This window comes from Mizugakiibacter sediminis, assembly GCF_000953855.2.
Classification (GTDB): domain Bacteria; phylum Pseudomonadota; class Gammaproteobacteria; order Xanthomonadales; family Rhodanobacteraceae; genus Mizugakiibacter; species Mizugakiibacter sediminis.
Map to the genome: position 1 here is coordinate 4,041 of NZ_DF970239.1, position 18,470 is coordinate 22,510.

Annotated in this window: 15 protein-coding genes; 7 read left to right on the forward strand and 8 right to left on the reverse strand. The window is 73.9% G+C overall.

Annotation, left to right across the window (positions count from 1 at the left end):
- Positions 1-170: 170 nt before the first annotated feature.
- Entirely contained in the window at positions 171-887 is a 717-nt protein-coding gene (locus tag MBSD_RS11740; RefSeq protein WP_062537495.1) for a helix-turn-helix domain-containing protein, read from the forward strand.
- Positions 888-904: 17 nt separating this feature from the next.
- On the opposite strand, the gene MBSD_RS11745 is transcribed toward MBSD_RS11740, so the two are convergent.
- Genes MBSD_RS11745 through MBSD_RS11755 form a run of 3 tightly spaced genes read right to left on the reverse strand, consistent with a single transcriptional unit; the run spans position 905 to position 4,226 of the window.
- A complete protein-coding gene (locus MBSD_RS11745; RefSeq protein ID WP_062537496.1) occupies positions 905-2,950 on the reverse strand; it encodes a PAS domain-containing hybrid sensor histidine kinase/response regulator in 2,046 nt (681 codons plus the stop codon).
- Positions 2,947-3,684, reverse strand: coding sequence for a response regulator (locus MBSD_RS11750; RefSeq protein WP_062537497.1), 738 nt, complete (start codon positions 3,682-3,684; stop codon positions 2,947-2,949). Before MBSD_RS11750 ends, MBSD_RS11745 begins: the two co-directional genes overlap by 4 nt.
- 59 nt (positions 3,685-3,743) lie before the next feature.
- Entirely contained in the window at positions 3,744-4,226 is a 483-nt protein-coding gene (locus MBSD_RS11755; protein ID WP_062537498.1) for a universal stress protein, read from the reverse strand.
- Positions 4,227-4,394: 168 nt separating this feature from the next.
- Between MBSD_RS11755 and MBSD_RS11760 the strand changes: the two genes are divergently transcribed.
- Positions 4,395-7,079 carry a bifunctional acetate--CoA ligase family protein/GNAT family N-acetyltransferase gene (locus tag MBSD_RS11760; RefSeq protein ID WP_062537499.1) on the forward strand — a complete coding sequence of 895 codons (2,685 nt, stop codon included), beginning with the start codon at positions 4,395-4,397 and terminating at the stop codon, positions 7,077-7,079.
- A 20-nt stretch (positions 7,080-7,099) separates the two neighbouring features.
- Here the strand turns inward: MBSD_RS11760 and MBSD_RS11765 are convergent, their stop codons facing one another.
- Together MBSD_RS11765 and MBSD_RS11770 are read right to left on the reverse strand one after the other, a co-directional pair.
- On the reverse strand, positions 7,100-7,543 hold the full coding sequence (locus MBSD_RS11765) for a host attachment protein (protein WP_062537500.1): 444 nt from the start codon (positions 7,541-7,543) through the stop codon (positions 7,100-7,102).
- A 37-nt stretch (positions 7,544-7,580) separates the two neighbouring features.
- Positions 7,581-8,351, reverse strand: a complete 771-nt coding sequence (locus MBSD_RS11770) for an SDR family NAD(P)-dependent oxidoreductase (RefSeq protein WP_062537501.1) — start codon at positions 8,349-8,351, stop codon at positions 7,581-7,583.
- A 178-nt stretch (positions 8,352-8,529) separates the two neighbouring features.
- On the opposite strand from MBSD_RS11770, the gene MBSD_RS11775 reads away from it, so the two are divergent.
- The gene (locus MBSD_RS11775; protein WP_187300669.1) at positions 8,530-9,819 is read left to right on the forward strand and encodes an alpha/beta family hydrolase; all 1,290 of its coding nucleotides are present in this window, start codon (positions 8,530-8,532) and stop codon (positions 9,817-9,819) included.
- A gap of 26 nt (positions 9,820-9,845) precedes the next feature.
- Here the strand turns inward: MBSD_RS11775 and MBSD_RS11780 are convergent, their stop codons facing one another.
- A complete protein-coding gene (locus MBSD_RS11780; protein WP_062537502.1) occupies positions 9,846-10,379 on the reverse strand; it encodes a flavodoxin family protein in 534 nt (177 codons plus the stop codon).
- 107 nt (positions 10,380-10,486) lie between these two features.
- Here MBSD_RS11780 and mgtA point away from each other — a divergent pair, with 107 nt between their 5' ends.
- Both mgtA and fbp read left to right on the forward strand, forming a co-directional pair.
- Complete coding sequence (mgtA, locus tag MBSD_RS11785) at positions 10,487-13,051, forward strand: magnesium-translocating P-type ATPase (protein WP_237071798.1); 2,565 nt, start codon at positions 10,487-10,489, stop codon at positions 13,049-13,051.
- A gap of 82 nt (positions 13,052-13,133) precedes the next feature.
- Positions 13,134-14,270, forward strand: a complete 1,137-nt coding sequence (fbp, locus tag MBSD_RS11790; RefSeq protein WP_062537503.1) for a fructose-1,6-bisphosphate aldolase/phosphatase — start codon at positions 13,134-13,136, stop codon at positions 14,268-14,270.
- 7 nt (positions 14,271-14,277) lie between these two features.
- On the opposite strand, the gene MBSD_RS11795 is transcribed toward fbp, so the two are convergent.
- Both MBSD_RS11795 and MBSD_RS15910 read right to left on the reverse strand, forming a co-directional pair.
- Positions 14,278-17,094, reverse strand: a complete 2,817-nt coding sequence (locus MBSD_RS11795) for an AMP-binding protein (protein WP_062537504.1) — start codon at positions 17,092-17,094, stop codon at positions 14,278-14,280.
- 53 nt (positions 17,095-17,147) lie between these two features.
- Positions 17,148-17,273 (reverse strand): hypothetical protein, encoded by a 126-nt coding sequence (locus MBSD_RS15910; RefSeq protein WP_272898342.1) that lies wholly within the window; start codon positions 17,271-17,273, stop codon positions 17,148-17,150.
- Here MBSD_RS15910 and MBSD_RS15645 point away from each other — a divergent pair.
- Positions 17,263-17,586, forward strand: coding sequence for an ABC transporter permease (locus tag MBSD_RS15645; protein WP_062537505.1), 324 nt, complete (start codon positions 17,263-17,265; stop codon positions 17,584-17,586). The two genes, MBSD_RS15910 and MBSD_RS15645, sit on opposite strands and share 11 nt — an antisense overlap.
- 157 nt (positions 17,587-17,743) lie before the next feature.
- Positions 17,744-18,352 carry an OmpA family protein gene (locus MBSD_RS11805; RefSeq protein WP_062537506.1) on the forward strand — a complete coding sequence of 203 codons (609 nt, stop codon included), beginning with the start codon at positions 17,744-17,746 and terminating at the stop codon, positions 18,350-18,352.
- Positions 18,353-18,470: the final 118 nt, after the last annotated feature.

Below are 18,470 nucleotides of genomic sequence, written 5' to 3' on the forward strand. Positions count from 1 at the left end.
GGTCGAGTTCTAGCAACCGTGGACGGGTCGCGGCTTGAGATGGATCAATCCCGTCCGGCGCCGGGGCGAGGCGCCGTTACGCGCCGTTACACGGCGTGACCGCGCGGTGGCACGGTTGCGCGACGCCCGCGCTAGGGTGGACGCGTGGCCCCTTCCCCGAGACGCTCGTCATGACCACACGTCCTCCGATCGACCTCTCCTCCGCCCGCAACCTCGCCGACGCCGCCCTGCAGCGCAGCGCGCTGGGACGCTGCCTGGCCGGCTACTCCGCGCAGACGACCCTGCACGTCGTGCGCCTGCAGAAGGGCGAACACATCGTGCACGCCGGGGATCCGTTCGAATCGCTGTTCCTGCTGTCCAGCGGCTCGGCCAAGGCGGTGCGCATCGGCATCGACGGCCGCGAGCAGGTGACCCGGTTCTATTTCGCCGAGGACCTGCTGGGCCTGGACGCGCTGGATGCGGAGGTGCATCCGACCTCGATCCGCGCGCTCGAGTACAGCGTCGCCATCGAAGTGCCGCTGCGCCGCCTGGAGCGCATGGGCATCGACGTGCGCACGCTGAACGAGGCGCTGATCCGCAAGCTGGCGCACGAGCTCCAGCACGAGCAGATGACCATGCTGCTGCTCGGCTCGACCACCGCCGAGGAGCGCCTGGCCACGTTCCTGCTCGATCTCGGCCGGCGCTACGCGGCGCGCGGCTACTCCGGCACCGAGTACGTGCTGAAGATGACCCGCGAGGACATCGCCAGCTACCTCGGCCTCAAGCTGGAGACGATCAGCCGCGGCCTGAGCCGCTTCAACCGCGAAGGCACGGTGCAGGTGGAAGGCCGGCACATCAGCATCCGCGACCGCGAGCGGCTGGGCCGCGCCGCCGCCTGGGCGGCCTGAGGCGCGGGGGCTCCGCGTCAGTCCGCGCGCGGCCGCACCAGCGCGTCGCGCAGGGCCGTCGCGAGCTGTTCGCGGCTGAACGGCTTGGCCAGCAGGCTGGCCACGGCCGGATGATCGCCCAGCCGTGCGCTCAGCGAGGCCGCGTAACCTGAGGTCAGCACGACCGGCAGGGAAGGGCGGCTGCGGCGCAGTTCGTCGGCGAGGTCGATGCCGTCGGCGGGGCCGCCCAGCGCCACGTCGCTGAAGACGATCGCGATGTCGGCGCGGCACGCCAGTTCCGCGCGCGCGGCGGCCACCGAATCCACGGCCGCCACGGCGTAGCCGAGATCCTCCAGCAGCAGCGTGGTGGTCTCGCGCACCGCCTCGTCGTCCTCGACCAGCAGCACGCGCTCGCCCGCGCCGCGCGGGGCCTCGGTGCGGCTGCCCGAGACGGCGGTCCTCGCCACCGGGAAGTACAGCTTGACCACCGTGCCGAAGCCGGCCGCGCTGTGCAGCGTCAGGCAGCCGCCGATCTGGTGCATCAGCGAGCGCACCAGCACCAGGCCGAGGCCGGTGCCGCGGCCGGCTTCCTTGGTGGTGAAGAAAGGCTCGAAGGCGCGCCGCCGCACTTCCTCGGTCATGCCGCAGCCGGTATCGGCGACCGCCACCACGACGAATTCGCCGGGCGCGAACTGCGCGGCGTGCTCGGGGTCGGGCGCCGCGTCGAGCCGCACGAACCCGGCGCCGAGGGTGAGCCGGCCGCCGTCGGGCATGGCGTCGCGCGCGTTGGTGGCGAGGTTGATGATGCAGGCATCCAGCACCGAAGGGTCGAGCGCAACCGCGGGCAGGTCGGACGGCACGTCGAGCAGCACCTCGATGCGCTCGCCGACCGCGCGCGTCACCAGTTCGGCCAGGCCCGGCAGCAATTGCTGGATGTGGTAGGCGGCGACCTTGGCCGGCTGCTTGTGCGCCAGCATCAGCAGGCGCTTGGTCAGCTCGCCGCCGCGGCGGGTGGCGCGCAGCGCGGCGCGCACCATCTTCTCCATCGAGGCGTTGTCCTGCAGGCGCGCGCTGAGGATCTCCAGGTTGCCGGCCATGATGCTGAGCAGGTTGTTGAACTCGTGGGCGATGCCGCTGCTCAACTGGCCGAGCGCCTCCATCTGCGCCGCCGCGACCAGCAGCTGGTCCGACTGGCTGCGCGCCAGCGCGTGCGCCAGCAGGTGGGCCACGCTCTGCGCCACGTAGATGTCGTCGCTGCCGAACCAGGCGCCGGCCGGGCGCGCGATGGTGAGCGCGCCGAGGATGCCGGTGTGCGCGCGCAGCGACAGCACCAGTTCGACGCCCTGCGCGTCGTTGTACAGCCGCATCGCCACCGCCGGCGCGGCGGTGGCGGCGGCGTCGGTTTCGTCCTGCAGCAGCGCTGCCACCTGCGGCAGCGCGGCGAGATCGACCCAGATCGGGTTGCCGTCGGCGTCGGTGTCGTAGGCCACGCGCACCAGGCGGGAGCCGCGGCCGGGGGCGAATTCGTACACGCAGATGCGGCGCGCGGCGAGCGCGTCGCGCACGCCCTGCACGGTGACGCGGCAGGCCGCGTCGAAGGACGAGCTGCGCAGCGTCTGCTCCCACATCGCCAGAAGCATTTCCTGCTGGCGCAGGCGGCGCTGGTCTTCCTCGGCGCGCAGCTTGGCGCCGATGTCGCGCACCGAGGCGATCACGTAGGCGCCGCCGCCGATCGTCACCGCGTTCAGGCTGACCTCGATCGGCACTTCCGTGCCGTCGCTGCGCAGGCCGCGCAGTTCCATGCCGATGCCCATCGGGCGGCGCTGCGGTTGCTGCATGTAGCGCCCGCGGTGCGCGCGGTGGGCGTCGGCCAGGCGCGCCGGCACCAGCGTCTCGACGGAGCGGCCACGGATGGCGTCCTCGCCGTAGCCGAACAGTTTTTCCGCCTCGGTGTTCCAGTAGCGGATCGCGCCGCCGGCGTCGACGATCAGCATCGCGTCCGGCGCCGAGTCGAGCACCTGACGCAGCACCGCCAGGCTGCCGAACGCCTGTTCGAACGGCGTCGGCGCCGGCCGCTCGTTCACGGCACGCGCTCGACCGCGGCGGAGAACCAGTAGCCCTGGCCGCGCACGGTCTTGATCAGTTGCGGGGCGGCGGCGTCGGTCTCGATCTTGCGGCGCAGGCGGCCGATCTGCATGTCGACGCTGCGGTCGAACGGACCGCCGTCGCGGCCGCGCGTCCATTCGAGGATCTGGTCGCGCGAGAGCAGACGGTTGGGGTGGTACAGGAACATCTCCAGCATCTGCAGTTCGCCGCTGGTTAGCTCCACGGTCGTGCCTTCGCGCGTCTGCAGGCGGCGCTGGCGCGGATAGAACACGTAGCCGCCGAAGCGCAGGCTGGGCTCGTCCGCCGCCGCGTGCGCCTGCCGCGAACGCCGCAGCACCGAGCGCGCGCGGGCGTGCAGCTCGGCCAGCTCGAATGGCTTGGTGACGTAGTCGTCGGCGCCGAGCTCCAGCGCCAGCACCTTGTCGACGGTGGCGGCGCGGCCGCTGAGGATGATGAGCGGCGTGGTCGTGGTGCGGCGCAACTCGCGCGCGAGGTCGATGCCGTCCTCGCCCGGCAGGCCGAGGTCGAGCATCACCAGGTCGACGCGGTGCTCGGCCAGGATGCGGCGCAGGTCCGTGCCGGAGTGGCCGCCGATCACGCGCATCCGGCGTTCGGCGAAGTACGTCTCGACCAGTTCGACGATTTCCACTTCGTCGTCGATGACGACGACGATCGGCGCCGATTCGGTAGCTGGGTCGTCAGGGCCTCTCATGGCGGTCTCCCGCGGCTCCCTCCGCCGAAGTACGGCCATCATGGCACCGAACGGGGGCGCTAACCAGTCCAGGCTGGCGCCGCGGCCGGCTCCGCCGCGGCGCCGACGACCAGCACGGGGATGCTGCCGCGCACCAGCGTCGAGGCCGTCTCGCGGCCGGGCGGGACGCGGCCGCCGCGTTCGTCCCGGCCGCCGCCCAGGACGATCAGGTCGCAGGCGTCCCGCTGCGCCTGCAGCAGCAGCGCCTGGTGCGGCTCGGCGGCGAACTCCAGCACGGTGCGGCAGGGCACGCCGCGCGCCTCGGCGGCGTCGGTCAGCGCCGCGACCTCGCGCTGCGCGGCGGCCAGGATGGCCGATTCGTAGGCGTTGCGCGAAGGCAGGTCGCGCATCTCCTTCGTGCCGGCGAACACGCGCTCGTACGTGGCCAGCACCTGCATCACGGTGAGCGCGCCGCCGAGGCGGACGGCCATTTCCAGCGCCGTGCCGAAGCCGCGCCGCGACGATTCGGAGCCGTCGAAACCCACCAGGATGTGCTTGAACATGGAGGCGCGACCATGAAAGCGGCGGGGCACTTTTCCAACCTTAGCCGGCCCCGAGCGGGACGGATTGATGCAGGTCAACGCACCGCCGCGGGCGCGCGCCTTGATCGCCATCAACACGCGGTGACGCGCCCAGGCCGAGCATCGCCGCAACGGATCGAGGAGCCCCGCATGCAGACCACGCGACCCGCCGGCGCGGGACGATCGGCGCTGTCCGCGCTGCTGGAACCGCGGGCGATCGCCGTCGTCGGCGCCTCGGCGCGGGAAGGGGCGGTCGGCGCGGCCGTCTACCGCAACCTCGTCGCCGGCGATTACGCCGGCGACGTGTTTGCGGTCAACCCGCGCCGCGCCGAGCTGTCCGGCCGGCCCTGCTTTCCCTCGCTGCAAGCGCTGCCGCGCCCCGTCGACCTCGCCGTGATCGCGGTGCCGGCGGATGCGGTGGAGCAGGTGGTCGGCGACTGCGTGCGCGCGCGCATTCCCGCCGCGGCCGTGCTGAGCGGCGGCTTCGCCGAGAGCGACGACAGCGGCCGCGAACGGCAGGCGCGCGTGCTGCGCATCGCGCGCGAGGGCGGCGTGCGCCTGCTCGGCCCGAACAGCTTCGGCGTGGTGCGGCCGCACGTCGGCCTGAACGCGACCTTCGCGGTGGCGCGGCCGCAGCCCGGCGGGCTGGCGCTGGTGACGCAGTCGGGCGCGCTGTGCGCGGCGATGATGGACTGGGCCGAGGGCGGGCGCGTCGGCATGTCGGCGGCGGTGGCGCTGGGCGCCGCGGCGGACATCGGTTTCGGCGAGGTCGTCGACTACCTGGCCGACGACCCTTTCACGCGCGCGATCGTGCTCTACGTCGAGGGCGTCAACGACGCGCGCCGCTTCGTCTCCGCGCTGCGCCGCGCGGCGTGCATCAAGCCGGTGGTGGCGATGAAGGCGGGCCGCCATGCCGAAGGCGAGCGCGCGATCGGCTCGCACACCGCGGCGCTGCTCGGCGACGACGCCGTGTTCGACGCCGCGCTGCGCCGTTGCGGCGTGCCGCGCCTGCGCTCGCTGGCCGAACTGTACGCTGCGGCCGGCGCGCTGGCGCTGCTGGACCTGCCGGCCGGCCACCGTTTCGTCGTGGTCAGCAACGGCGGCGGTCCGGCCGCGCTGGCCGCCGACGCGGCGCGCGACTATGGCGTGGCGCTGGCGGAGCTGTCGCCGGAAACGCAGCGCGCGCTGCGCCGGCGTCTGCCGGCCGCCGCCGCCGTGGCCAATCCGGTCGACGTGCTGGGCGACGCCGGCGCCGAACGCTTCGCCGCCGCGCTGGACACGGTGCTGGCCGACCCGGCGGTCGACGGCGCGGCTGCGCTGTACGTGCCGCTGCGCGGCGACGACCCCGCCGAGATCGCCGACGTGCTGGCCGACGCCGGCGCGCATCACGCCAAGCCGGTGGTCGGCGCCTGGCTGGGCGACGCCCACGTCGCCGCCGCGCACGAGCGCTGCAAGGCGCTGGGCGTGGCGCACGTGCGCCAGCCGGAGGAGGCAATCGCGGCGCTGGCCGCGCTGGCGGCGTTCGCGCGGCCGCGGCGCGAATCCGCGGCGCCGGCGGAAGCGGCGGAAACGCCGCCGCGGCCGGACCTCGGCGCCGCGCTCGCCATCCGCCAGCGCGCGCTGGCGGAGGAGCGCACGCAGCTCTACACGCACGAGGCGCACGCGCTGCTGGCCGCGTTCGGCATCGCCACGCCGCCGTGCGCCTCGGCGACGACCGCCGATGAGGCGGTGCAAGCGGCGCGCGCGCTGGGCTATCCGGTCGCGCTCAAGCTCGAGTCGCCCGACGTGGTGCACAAGAGCGACGTCGGCGGCGTGCGGCTGAACCTCGCCGACGCGGACGCGGTGCGCGGCGCTTTCGCGCGCCTGCTGGCGATCTCCACGTCCGCGGCGCCGGAACCGCGCATCGCCGGCGTGATGGTGCAGCCGATGTTGCGCCTCGCGCACGCGCGCGAGCTGATGGCCGGCGTGGCCACCGACCCCGCCTTCGGCCGCGTGCTCTGCTTCGGCGCCGGCGGCGTGGCGGTGGAGCAGTTGCGCGACGTCGCCTTCGCGCTGCCGCCGCTGGACCGGCGCGCCGCCGCCGACCTGGTCGAGCGCACGCGCGTCGCCGCGCTGCTGCGCGCCTACCGCAACGAGCCGGCGGTCGAGCGCGAAGCGCTGGTGGAGATGCTGCTGCGGCTGTCCGACCTGGTCTGCGCGTTGCCGTGGGTGCGCGAGCTCGACATCAACCCGCTGGTGGCCGCTGCGCAGGGCTGCATCGCGCTGGACGCGCGCGTGGTGATCGATCCGGGCGCGCCGACCGCGACCGCCGGCTATCCGCACCTGGCCGTGCACCCGTATCCGCACGACTGGTCGCGCGAGGTGACGCTGGGCGACGGCACGCGCTGCCTGTTGCGGCCGCTGCGGCCGCAGGACCTGCCGGCGGCGCGCGCGCTGCTCGAGGCCGGCCCCGAGCGCGACTGGCTGCCCGCCGACGGCGAGCGCCTGTGGAGCTGCCCGCGCGCGATCGACTACGCGCGCGACATGGGCTTCGTGCTGCTGCCGCACGGCGCGGACGCGCCGGCCGGGGTCGCCCGCTACGCGTTCGGCGCGACGGCGGGCACGGCCGGCTTCGCGCTGGCGGTGGCCGCCGACTGGCGGCGCCGCGGCGCCTCGCGCGCGCTGCTCGACGTGCTGCGCGATTACGCCGCCGCCCATGGCTGCGCGCGCCTGATCGGCCACGTCGACGCCGGCGATGCCGCGGCATTGCGCTGGGCGGAACGCATGGGCGCCGAGGTGGCGGTGCCGGCGGACACCGCGGCAGCGGCCGCGCAGGTGGCGTTCGCCACCCGTTGACGGAACGGGCGCGCCGCGCCTCAGCGCAGCGCCCGCTCGCCGATGTGCACGCGGATCTGCTCGGGCGTCATCGCGGTGAGGTTGCGCCGCACTTCGGCGACCACGTGGCTGCGCACGTTCTTGCCCAACGCGCCGTGCAGCGCGCCGAGGAAGCGCGGCGGCGCCACCAGCACCAGCTGGTCGTACCGGTGCTGCACGCGCCCCTGTTCCAGCGCGTCGTGCAGGCGGCGCGCAAAGCGCTCGGCGTACTTCGTCTCCGGCGTGGTGTGCGGCTCGATCGCGTGGCGCGCGCCGCCGACGCTCTCGATGCTGCGCGTCGGCCGCATGTCGCCGCGCGAGCCCGCCGGATCGCGCCCCTCGGGATTGACGAAAGCCTCGACCTCGTTCAGCGCGGCATTGCCGCTTTCGAGCTCGAACAGCCGCGCGCGTACGCGATCGGCGACCAGGACCCATGTCTTGCCCATCGAACCCATCCTCGTGCGGGGCGGCGCGCCTGCCGTCTCAATGGCAGGTGTAGCCGCCGTCGATCACCAGTTCGGCGCCGGTGACGAAGCGCGCCTCGTCCGACGCCAGATAGACCACGCCCCAGGCGATGTCGTCCGGTTCGCCCATGTGGCCGAGCGGATGCAGCGCGTCGGTTTCGCGGCGATGCTGCTCGAGGTCGCCGCCCATGCCGCGCAGGTGCTGCTCGACCATCGGCGTCCAGACGAAACCCGGGTGCACCGAGTTCACGCGGATGCGGTCGGCGGCGTACAGCATCGCGTCGGTCTTGCTCATCAGCCGCACCGCGCCCTTGGAGGCGTGGTAGGGCGGCGAGTCCGCCGCGCCGACCAAGCCGTAGATCGACGACAGGTTGACGATGCAGCCGCCGCCGGCGTCGCGCAGGTGCGGGATCGCGTGCTTGGTGCAGAAGAACACGCCCTTCACGTTGACCGCCTGCACGCGGTCCCATTCCGCCTCGGTCAGTTCATGCGTCGGCTTGTTCGCGCCGGCGATGCCGGCATTGTTGACCAGCACGTCGATGCGCCCGAACGCCTCGGCGGCGCCGTCCATCAGCGCGGCCACCTCGGCTTCGGCGGCAACGTCGCAGTGGAAGTAGCGCACGTCGAGGCCTTGCGCGCGCAGCTCGGCGGCGCGGTCGCGGCCGTCGGCGTCGTGCACGTCCGCCATCGCCACGCGCGCGCCTTCCTCGGCCATGCGCCGCACGCAGGCGAGACCGATGCCCCGGGCGCCGCCGGTGACCACCGCAACCTTGCCCGCGAGTCTGTCCACGCGCTTACCTCTCTGCCGTTGCGCGCAGCGTAGACGCGCGCGCCGGGACGAGTTTGACGTGCATCAAGGAGGCCGGATCGCATCGAGGCTGTGCTAAGGACGGCCCGCATCCGTCGACGTCGCGGCCGCGACTGCGCGCGCTTTCGCGGGCATGACGGCATGTCCAATGGAACGATCGATGCCACAACTGCCCTATCGCGATCGCGTCGACGCGGCGCAGCAGCTCGCCGCGGCGTTGTCGGCGTACCGCGGCCGCCATCCGCTGGTGCTGGCCATCCCGCGCGGCGCGGTGCCGATGGGACGCGTGCTCGCCGATGCGCTGGGCGGCGACCTCGACGTCGTGCTGGTGCACAAGCTGGGTGCGCCCGGCAATCCCGAGTTCGCGGTGGGCGCGATCGACGAGCGCGGCTCGGTGTGGCTGGCGCCGCATGCCGCGAGCGCCGGCGCCGACGCCGCCTACGTCGAGCGCGAGAGCGCGCGCCGGCTGGCGCAGATCCGCGAACGCCGGCAGCGCTGGCGCGGCGGCGCGCCGTCGCTGGATGCGGCGGGGCGCACGGCGATCGTCGTCGACGACGGGCTGGCGACCGGCGCGACCATGGCGGCCGCGCTGCGCGCGGTGCGCGCGCAGGGGCCGGCGCGCCTGGTCTGCGCCGTGCCGGTGGCCGCGCGCGACAGCCTGGCGCGGGTCGAGCCGCTGGCCGACGAGGTGGTGTGCCTGGCGACGCCGCTGGACTTCTATGCCGTCGGCGCCTTCTACCGGCACTTCCCGCCGGTGGACGACGCCGAGGTGGCCGCGCTGCTGGGCGCGTCGCCGGCCGCGTCGGCGTCCGGCGAACGCGCCGTGCGCGTTCCCGCCGACGGCGTCGTGCTCGAAGGCGACCTGCGCGTGCCGGCGCTGCCGCGCGGCCTGGTGCTGTTCGCGCACGGCAGCGGCAGCGGGCGGCACAGCCCGCGCAACCGCAGCGTCGCCGAGGCGCTGCACGCCGCCGGCATCGCCACGCTGCTGCTCGACCTGCTGACGGTGGACGAAGACCGCCAACGCGCGATGCGCTTCGACATCCCGCTGCTGACCGCGCGCCTGGGCGCGACGCTGGCGTGGGCGCGCGCGGAACCGCCGCTGCGGGCGCTGCCGCTGGGCCTGTTCGGCGCGAGCACCGGCGCGGCGGCGGCGCTGGCGACCGCGGCCGCGCATCCCGAGGCGGTCGCCGCCGTGGTCTCGCGCGGCGGCCGGCCGGATCTCGCCGGCGCGGAGGTGTTGGCCGCGGTGCGCGCGCCGACGCTGCTGATCGTCGGCGGCGCCGACGCCGAAGTGCTGGCGCTCAACCGCGAGGCGCTGGCGCGGCTGCGCGCGCCCGCCGAACTGATCGTCGTGCCCGGCGCCACGCACCTGTTCGAGGAGCCCGGCGCGCTGGCGCAGGTGGCGCGGCAGGCGGCGGCCTGGTTCGGGCGCTGGTTCGCGCCGTCATGAGCGCGGCCGTGCGGCGGCCGCAGGCGTCACGGGTGCACGGAGCCCGCGGCGGCGCCGTGCGCATGCAGGAACGACGGCGCGACGAACGCGGCCGCGCGCAGGAAACCGGCGAGATGCTCCAGGGTGCGGTAATGCGTCTGCTCGGCGATCTCGCGGTCGGCGAACGCCGCCTGCGTCACCGGCGCCATGTCCAGCGCCTCGCTCATGTCCTCGAACGCATGCTGGGCGCCGCGCCCGCCCATGGTGCAGAAGAAGGCGGCGCGGCGGATGCGCCCGCGGTTCGCCTGCAGGTAGCTGCGCACGGGGCTGGAGACGCGGCCGAACCACACCGGCGTGCCGATCACCACCAGGTCGTACTTCGACGGATCGTGGCGCGGCGTCAGCAGCGGCGGCAACGCCTCGCGGCGCGCTTCCAGCGCCGAGCGCAGCCAGCCGCGCACGCCGCGGCGGGACGCGGCTTCCTCGATCGGCGAGAGGTCGGCGTCGAGCCGCACGGCCAGCGACTCGGCCAGGCTGCGGGTGATGCCGGTCCGACTGTAGTAGACAACCAGGATGCGCATCGTGGCGGCCCTCCGTGGGGATGCGCCTGCATCCTCGCGCGCGGCGCCCGCGGCGGCTTGACGCACGTCAACGATGCGCGCGGCGCCGCGCGGAAGGGCGGCCGCGCGTGAACGACGCCCGCGAGGATCCGCGCGCGGCGGCGGTCGCCGCGCCGATCGCCGCGGCGTGGAGCGCGCTGGCGTCGACGCCGCAGGGGCTCGACAGCGCCGAGGCCGAGCGCCGCCTCGCGCGCCACGGGCCCAACGAGGCCGCGCCGCGGCGGCGCGGCGCGGCGGCGCTGGCGCTGCTCGCGTTCCTCGGCAATCCGCTGGTGCTGATCCTGCTGCTGGCCGCCGCCGTCTCGGCGCTGCTGCGCGAGTTCGCCGAGGCGGCGATCATCGCGGTGATCGTCGCGCTGAGCGTGCTGCTGAATTTCTTCCTGAGCTACCGCTCGCAGCGCGCCGCGGAGCGGCTGCGCGAGGAGATCGCGCCGACGGCCTGCGTGCGCCGCGACGGCGCATGGCGCGAGCTGCCGCGGCACCGGCTGGTGCCGGGCGACGTGATCCGCCTCGGCGCCGGCGACCGCGTGCCGGCCGACGCGCGGCTGTTCGACGCGCGCGGGCTGTACGTGCAGCAGGCGGCGCTGACCGGCGAATCGGCGCCGGCCGAGAAGGCGCCGGCGGACGCGCCGCCGCCGACGACCGCGCTGGCGGAGGCGCGCCACGTGGTGCTGCTCGGCACCTCGGTGGTGGTCGGCACCGCGCAGGCGGTGGTGTTCGCCACCGGCCGCGCCACCGCCTTCGGCGACGTCGCCGAGCTGTTGTCGGCACGCCCGCCCGAGACCGAGTTCGAGCGCGGTCTGGTGCGCTTCGCCGGCCTGATCATGCGCACGGTGGTGTTCCTCGTGCTGGCCACGCTGCTGATCGCGCTGGCGCGCGGCCGCGAGCCGTTCGAATCGCTGATGTTCGCCGTGGCGCTGGCGGTGGGGCTGACGCCGGAATTCCTGCCGATGATCGTTACCGTGACGCTGGCGCGTGGCGCCGTGCGCATGGCGCGGCGGCGGGTGATCGTCAAGCACCTGGCGGCGATCGAGGACTTCGGCAGCATGCAGCTGCTGCTGTGCGACAAGACCGCGACGCTGACCACCGGCGAGATGCGCGTGGAGGAGGGACTGGACATCGACGGCCACGCCGCGAGGCGGCCGCTGGAGTTCGCCTATCTGAACAGCCTGTACGAGAGCGGCATCCGCAGCCCGTTCGACGCCGCGATCCTCGCCCACGGCGACGTGGCCGGGGCGGAAGGTTACGGCAAGGTCGACGAGATTCCGTTCGACTTCGAACGGCGCCGGCTGTCGGTGGTCGCCGCGCGCGCCGGCGCGCGCATCCTGGTGACCAAGGGCGCGCCCGCCCACGTGCTGGCGTGCTGCACGGCCTGCGAGCGCGGCGACCGCCGCGAGCCGCTGGACGAAGCGCTGCGCGCGCGCTGCCTGCGCCTCGCCGAGGACTGCGGCAGGCGCGGTCTGCGCGTGCTGGCGGTGGCGTGGCGCGACGTGCCGGCGCAGCCCGCGTACCGCGTCGAGGACGAGACCGGGCTGGTGTTCGCCGGCTTCGTCACCTTCGCCGACCCGCTGGTGCCGGGCATCGCGGCGACGCTGGCGGCGCTGCGCCGCGACGGCGTGCAGGTGAAGATCCTCAGCGGCGACGACGCGCCGCTGGTGCAGCGCGTGTGCGAGCAGGTCGGGCTGGGCACGCAGCCGGCGGTGACCGGCGTCGAGGTCGACCGCCTGGGCGACGCCGCGCTCGGCCGCGCGGCCGAGCGCGCGACGGCGTTCGCGCGCGTGTCGCCGGCGCAGAAGCACCGCATCCTGCTGGCGCTGAAGGCGCGTCGTCACGTCATCGGCTTCCTCGGCGACGGCGTCAACGACGCGCCCTCGCTGCACGCCGCCGATGTCGGCATCTCCGTGGCCAACGCGGTGGACGTGGCCAAGGACAGCGCCGACATCGTGCTGCGCGAGCGCGACCTCGGCGTGCTGCACGACGGCGTGCTGGAAGGCCGTCGCGCCTTCGCCAACGTGATGAAGTACCTGCTGATGGCGACCAGCTCCAACTTCGGCAACATGGCCAGCATGGCGGCCGGCATGCTGTTCCTGCCGTTCCTGCCGATGACGCCGGTACAGATCCTGCTGAACAACTTCCTCTACGACATCGCGCAGGCCACGCTGCCCACCGATACCGTCGACGCCAGCGCGATCCGCCGGCCGCAGCGCTGGAACGTCGCGCAGATCCGCAACTTCATGCTGGCGATCGGCCCGATCAGCTCGCTGTACGACTTCCTGACCTTCTACGTGCTGCTGGCGGTGTTCGGCGCCTCGGCGCCGCTGTTCCAGAGCGGCTGGTTCGTCGAGTCGCTGACCACGCAAACGCTGGTGGTGTTCGTGATCCGCACGCTGGGCAAGGCGCGGCGCAGCCGGCCCGGCACGCCGCTGATCCTGGCCAGCGCCGCGGTGGTGTGCCTCGCCTGGCTGCTGCCGCTGACGCCGCTGGCGCCGGCGCTCGGCTTCGTGCGGCCGCCGGCCGGCTACTACGCGTTCGTCGCCGCCGCCGCGGCGACCTACCTCGCGCTGGTCGCCGCCGTGCACCGGCGCGTACTGGCGTGGCGCGTGCCTGCGCGGCGCCGGCGCTGGCGCCCGTGATCTTGACGGGCATCAACACGCTCGCGCGCGCGCGGCCTAGCCTCGAGACATGGCAAGGCGCCGTGCGCGCACGAGGTGGCAGATGAAAACGACGCTCAGCGTGATCAAGGCCGACATCGGCTCGATCGGCGGCCACATCCGGCCGTCGCAGGCATTGCTGGACGCGGTGCGCTCGCGCATCCACGCCCATCGCGGCAACCATCTGCTGATCGACGCGCGGGTCAGCGCCACCGGCGACGACATCGCCATCCTGATGACGCACCGCCACGGCGTCGGCGATCCGGCGGTGCACAAGCTGGCCTGGGACGCCTTCCGCGGCGGCACCGACGTCGCCCGCCGCCAGGGCCTGTACGGCGCCGGCCAGGACCTGCTGAAGGACGCGTTCTCCGGCAACGTGCGCGGCATGGGACCGGCGGTGGCCGAGATGGAGTTCGAGGAGCGCCCGGCCGAACCGTTCCTGTTCTTCGCCGCCGACAAGACCGATCCCGGCGCGTTCAACCTGCCGCTGTACCTCGCGTTCGCCGATCCGATGAACACGCCCGGCCTGTTGCTTTCGCCGGAGCTGTCGCAGGGCTTCCGCTTCGTGATCATGGACGTCGGCCACACCGAGGGCGACCGCGTGATCGAACTGAACGCGCCCGAGGACATGTACCGCATCGCCGCGCTGCTGCGCGACACCGAGCGCTACGTGGTCGAGTCGGTGTGGTCGCGCGCCACCGGCGAGCAGGCGGTGGCGGCGTGCACCACGCGCCTGCACAACATCGCCGGCAAGTACACCGGCAAGGACGACCCGGTGATGCTGGTGCGCGTGCAGAAGAATTTCCCCGCCACCGGCGAGGTGCTGGCGCCCTACGCGATCGGCGCGCTGGTCGCCGGCGGCATGCGCGGCTCGCACAACATGCCGCTGATGCCGGTGCCGCAGGAGTCCGGCGTCAGCTATTTCGACGGACCGCCGGTGGTGAGCTGCGCGGCGTTGTGCATGCACGACGGCCGCCTGACCGAGGCCGAGGACGCGTTCGCGCATCCGTTCTGGGACCGCGTGCGCGACCAGGTGGCGGCGAAGGCGATCGAGCTGCGCCGCCAGGGCTTCTTCGGCGCGGCGATGCTGCCGATGGCCGAGCTCGAGTACACCGGCGTCACCGCGATGCTGGCCGAGCTGGAGCCGCGCTTCAGGCTGCGCGAGGAAGCGCGGCCGCAGGTGGCGATGCGCGCCGGGTGAGGATGCCTCACAGCGCGCCGGCGGGCATCGTGAAGCCCGCCGCGCCGGCGTCCGGCTCGCCGACGCGCGCGAGCAGGAAGGCGCGCGCTTCCCGGTGCAGCCGCAGCGCCTCCTGCCAGCGGTCGGCGCCGGACCGCGGCGGCAGCGCCGGACCGAACTCCACCTCCAGCGCGCCGCGGCGCGGGAACCAGTCGTCGCCGCGCATCAGCATGCGCGTGCCGCGCAGCGCGATCGGCACCACCGGCAGCCCGGCCTCCGCCGCGGCGACGAACGCGCCCATGTGGAACGGCAGCAGGCCCGGCATGCGCAGGAAGGTGCCTTCGGGGAAGAACAGGAAGTCGCGCCGGCCGGCGGCGGCGGCGCGCACGACGTCGACGCAATGCGCCGGCTCGAGCCGCGCCACGAACACCGCGCCGAAGCGCGCCAGCAGCGGGCCCAGCAACGGGCGTCGCTGCAGTTCGGCCTTGGCGACGAACGCGACCGGCCGCGGCAACGCGCGCACCAGCAGCAGCGTGTCGGCGTAACTCGCGTGGTTGGCGACGAAGATGCAGGGCCCGGCGGGCGGCGCGGCGCCGCGGATCGACAGCGGCACGCCCGCCGCGCGGCGCAGGCCTTCGAGAAGATGTTGCACGGCTCGCCAGCGGCGCGGCAGATCCGGCAGCAGCAGCGTGGCCAGCGCCGCAGGCGCGGCGATCAGGCCGAACAGAGCCCAGGCGTAGCCGGCGTAGGCGAGGGCGCCTGCGCGGCGCAGGCGGCTGCGCAGATTCTCCATCAGCCCGCGCGCCAGCACGCGGACCAGCGCGCCGCGCGGCGGCGCGCCCAGCCGGCCCGATGCGTAGGCCACGCGGCAGGCGGCGCGGCGCAGCTTGCCGCTGGAGGTCTTCAGGACCGTGCCGGGCGCGGCGAGCACGATCTCGTCGGCGGGTTCGCCGGCCGCCTCGGTGACCGCGGCCTGGATGCGGGCGTGCAGCGCCTCGCGCGCGGCGCGTTCCTGCAGCCGCGTCTCCGCCACCACGACCAGCCGCTCGGTGCCGGTGTCGGGCGCCTGCGCGCCGAACACGGCGACGCGTCCGCGGCGCACGCCATCGAGGCCGCCGACGCGCTGCTCGATCGCCTGCGGGTGCAGGTGGCGGCCGGCGCGGATCACCACGTCCTTGACGCGGCCGGTGACGTACAGCTCGCCGTCATGTACGAAGCCGAGGTCGCCGGTGTCGCGCCAGGCGCCGTGCAGCAGGCCGCGCGTCGCCGCCTCCGCGCGGTAGTAGCCGCGGCTGGCCGAGGGGCCCTGGAACTGCACGATGCCCTGGCGGCCGTCGGGCAGCTCGCGGTCGTCCTCGTCGACGATGCGCACTTCGTGGCCGGGCAGCGGCAGGCCGCAGGAGACGAAGTCCAGCGCGGCGCGCGCGGGATCCGCCGCCGGCACCGCGACCGCCTCCGCGAGCAGGCGGTCGCGGTCGACGCGCAGCACGCGCGGCGCGCGGCCCGGCGGCGGGAAGGTCAGCGCCAGCGCGTTCTCCGCCAGGCCGTAGACCGGATAGGGCGCTTCCGCATGCAGGCCGTACGCGGCGAAGCGCGCGGCGAAGCGCTGCAGCGTTTCCGCGAACACCGGCTCGGCGCCGCAGAACAGCAGGCGCAGGCGCTGCAGGTCCAGCCCCTGCAGCTGCTCGTCGGCGACGCGGTGCAGGCAGAGTTCCAGCGCGAAGTTGGGCGCCGCCGACATCGTCGCGCGGTAGCGGTGGATCGCCCACAGCCAGCGCTGCGGCCGCAGCAGGAAGGTCTGCGGCGGCATCAGCACCAGCGGCGTGCCGAAGTAGAGGCTGCCCAGCCAGGCGCCGATCAGGCCCATGTCGTGATACAGCGGCAGCCAGCTGACGAACAGGTCGTCGGCGCCGATATCCACCACGTCGCCCATGACGCGCAGGTTGGCGAGGATGTTGGCGTGGCTGACCATCACGCCCTTGGGGTCGGCGGTGCTGCCCGAGGTGTATTGCAGCAGGGCGAGATCGTCGGGTCCGGCGTGCGCCGGCTCGGCCGCCGCCGCGCCGGCGCCGAGCGCCTTCACCGCGAGCACCCGTTCGATAGGTCCGGTCAGACCGCGCAGCAGGTGACGGTGCGCGAGCAGCGCCTCGTCGGCGAGCAGGAAGCGCGCCGCGCAGTTGCGCAGGATGCCGGCCTGGCGGCGCCAGTAGTCGGCGAGATCGGCGGGCCGCGCCGGCGGATACAGCGGCACCGGCACGGCGCCGGCGAGCAGCGCGCCGCAGAAGGCGATCAGGAAATCCGGGTGCGTCGGCAGCATCAGCGCCACCGGCTCGCCGGGCGCGAGGCGCAGCGCCTGCAGCCCGGCGGCGAGGCGCAGTGCGGTTTCGTGCAGCGCGCCGAAGGTCAGCTCCGTGCCGTCGGCGTCGCCGCCTTCGAAATGCACGTGCAGGCGCTGCGGATGACGGGCCGCGTGCCAGGCGAGGACTTCGTTCAACGTGCGCGCGTCCTCGGGTACTTCGAACGGCTGCGCGCCTATCTCGGCCGCCGTGCCCAGCTCGACGGCGGCGGCGCGCGGCGTGGCGCGGGCGAGCGCCTGCAGCAGCTCGGCCGGCGTCATCGCGGCCAGTCCTTCGCGCTCGTGCAGTGCCACGCCCAGGCGCTGCTCCAGGCGCGCCAGCAGCTCGATGCGGGCGAGGCTGTCGAGACCGAGATCGCGGTCGAGGCGCGCCTCGGCGCGCAACCGCAGCGTGCGCGTTGCATGCGGGTGCAACTCGCGATGCAGCCGCGCGAGCTCCTCGTGCAGCACGCGCTCGCGCGTCGCCGGATCGGATGCGGTCACGGCCATGGCCTCGTGCCTCGATTGCTAACGGACCGCGCGGCTCGCCGGCTTGACGCACGTCAACGCCGCGGTTGCGCGCGCTGCCGGCCAACCGCGGCGATGTTGATCGAGGCCAGTCCGGTTTCGCGGCGAACGGGGACGCTGCCTGCGACGCCAATCGGCGGCATCGCCAGCATGAACATCATGTTGGTTTCGGTCACCGAGCGTACGCGCGAGATCGGCGTGCGCGTCGCGATCGGTGCGCGCCGGCGCGACCTCCTGATGCAGTTCCTGCTCGAGGCGGTGACGCTTTCGGTGGCGGGTTGCCTGGCCGGTGCGCTCGTCGGCGCGGCGGCGGCGGTCGCGGTCAACCTGGTCGCGGGCATGACGATGGTCGTCGGCCTGGTTGCGGTCGCGGCGGCGTTCCTGATCGCCTCCCTGCTGGGCGTGTTCTTCGGGCTGTATCCGGCGCGGCGAGCATCCAGGCTGGAGCCGATCGAGGCGCCGGCTTATCGGTAGGTCGTCGCCGCGCGGCAGGTTGATGCAGGTCAATCCCGCTTCGAGACGAGGCTCCTAGCCTGAACGAACAGTGAGTCCGGAGCCACGAAATCTTGCGGTCGGCGCGGCGCGACTTGCAGGATGGGGCCCCCGCCGCAGGCTGAAGAGGAGAAGAGCCATGGCCAGCAAAGCGTTCCGGTTCGTGATTGTTCCGTTAAGCCTCGCGGCAATCGCACTCGGCGGCTGCGCACAGTACGTCAAGAAAACGGATTTCGACGCCGCCATCGCCGAGCTGCGGGCCAACGACCAGAAGCAGCAGCAGCAGATCGACGCGCTGACGCAGGAGATGCGGCAGAAGTTCGCGCAGTACGACGCCAAGATCGCCGAGATGGGCGGCCGCGTGCGCGTCGACGCGATCGCGCACTTCGCCTTCAACGACGCGACGCTGCGCGACCAGGACAAGCCGCTGCTCGACGACTTCGCCAAGGTCGTCGGCGGCCGCTATCCGAACGCCGTCGTCACCGTGGAAGGTTTCGCCGATCCGGCCGGTTCGGCGGGCTACAACCTGCGCCTCGGCATGAAGCGCGCGCAGGCCGTGCGCGACTATCTGGTGAACACCGGCGGCATGTCCGCGGACAAGGTGCGCACCGTCAGCTACGGCGAGGCGGTCAGCCGCCAGGTCGATCGCGGCAAGACGCACGACGAGGGCGAGAACAATCGCCGCGTCACGCTGGTGGTCGATTTCGCCGGCGCGTCGTCCGGCAGCGCCGCGCCGGCCGCACCGTAAGCCGCACGGGTTTTGCCCGGCGGCCCGCGCCGGCGCCGCCGGGCCCCGGGACCGCACGCGGCAACGCGCGCGGCGCGGGCGGACAGCCGCGCGCCACGCCGTCCGCCGCGGAATCACG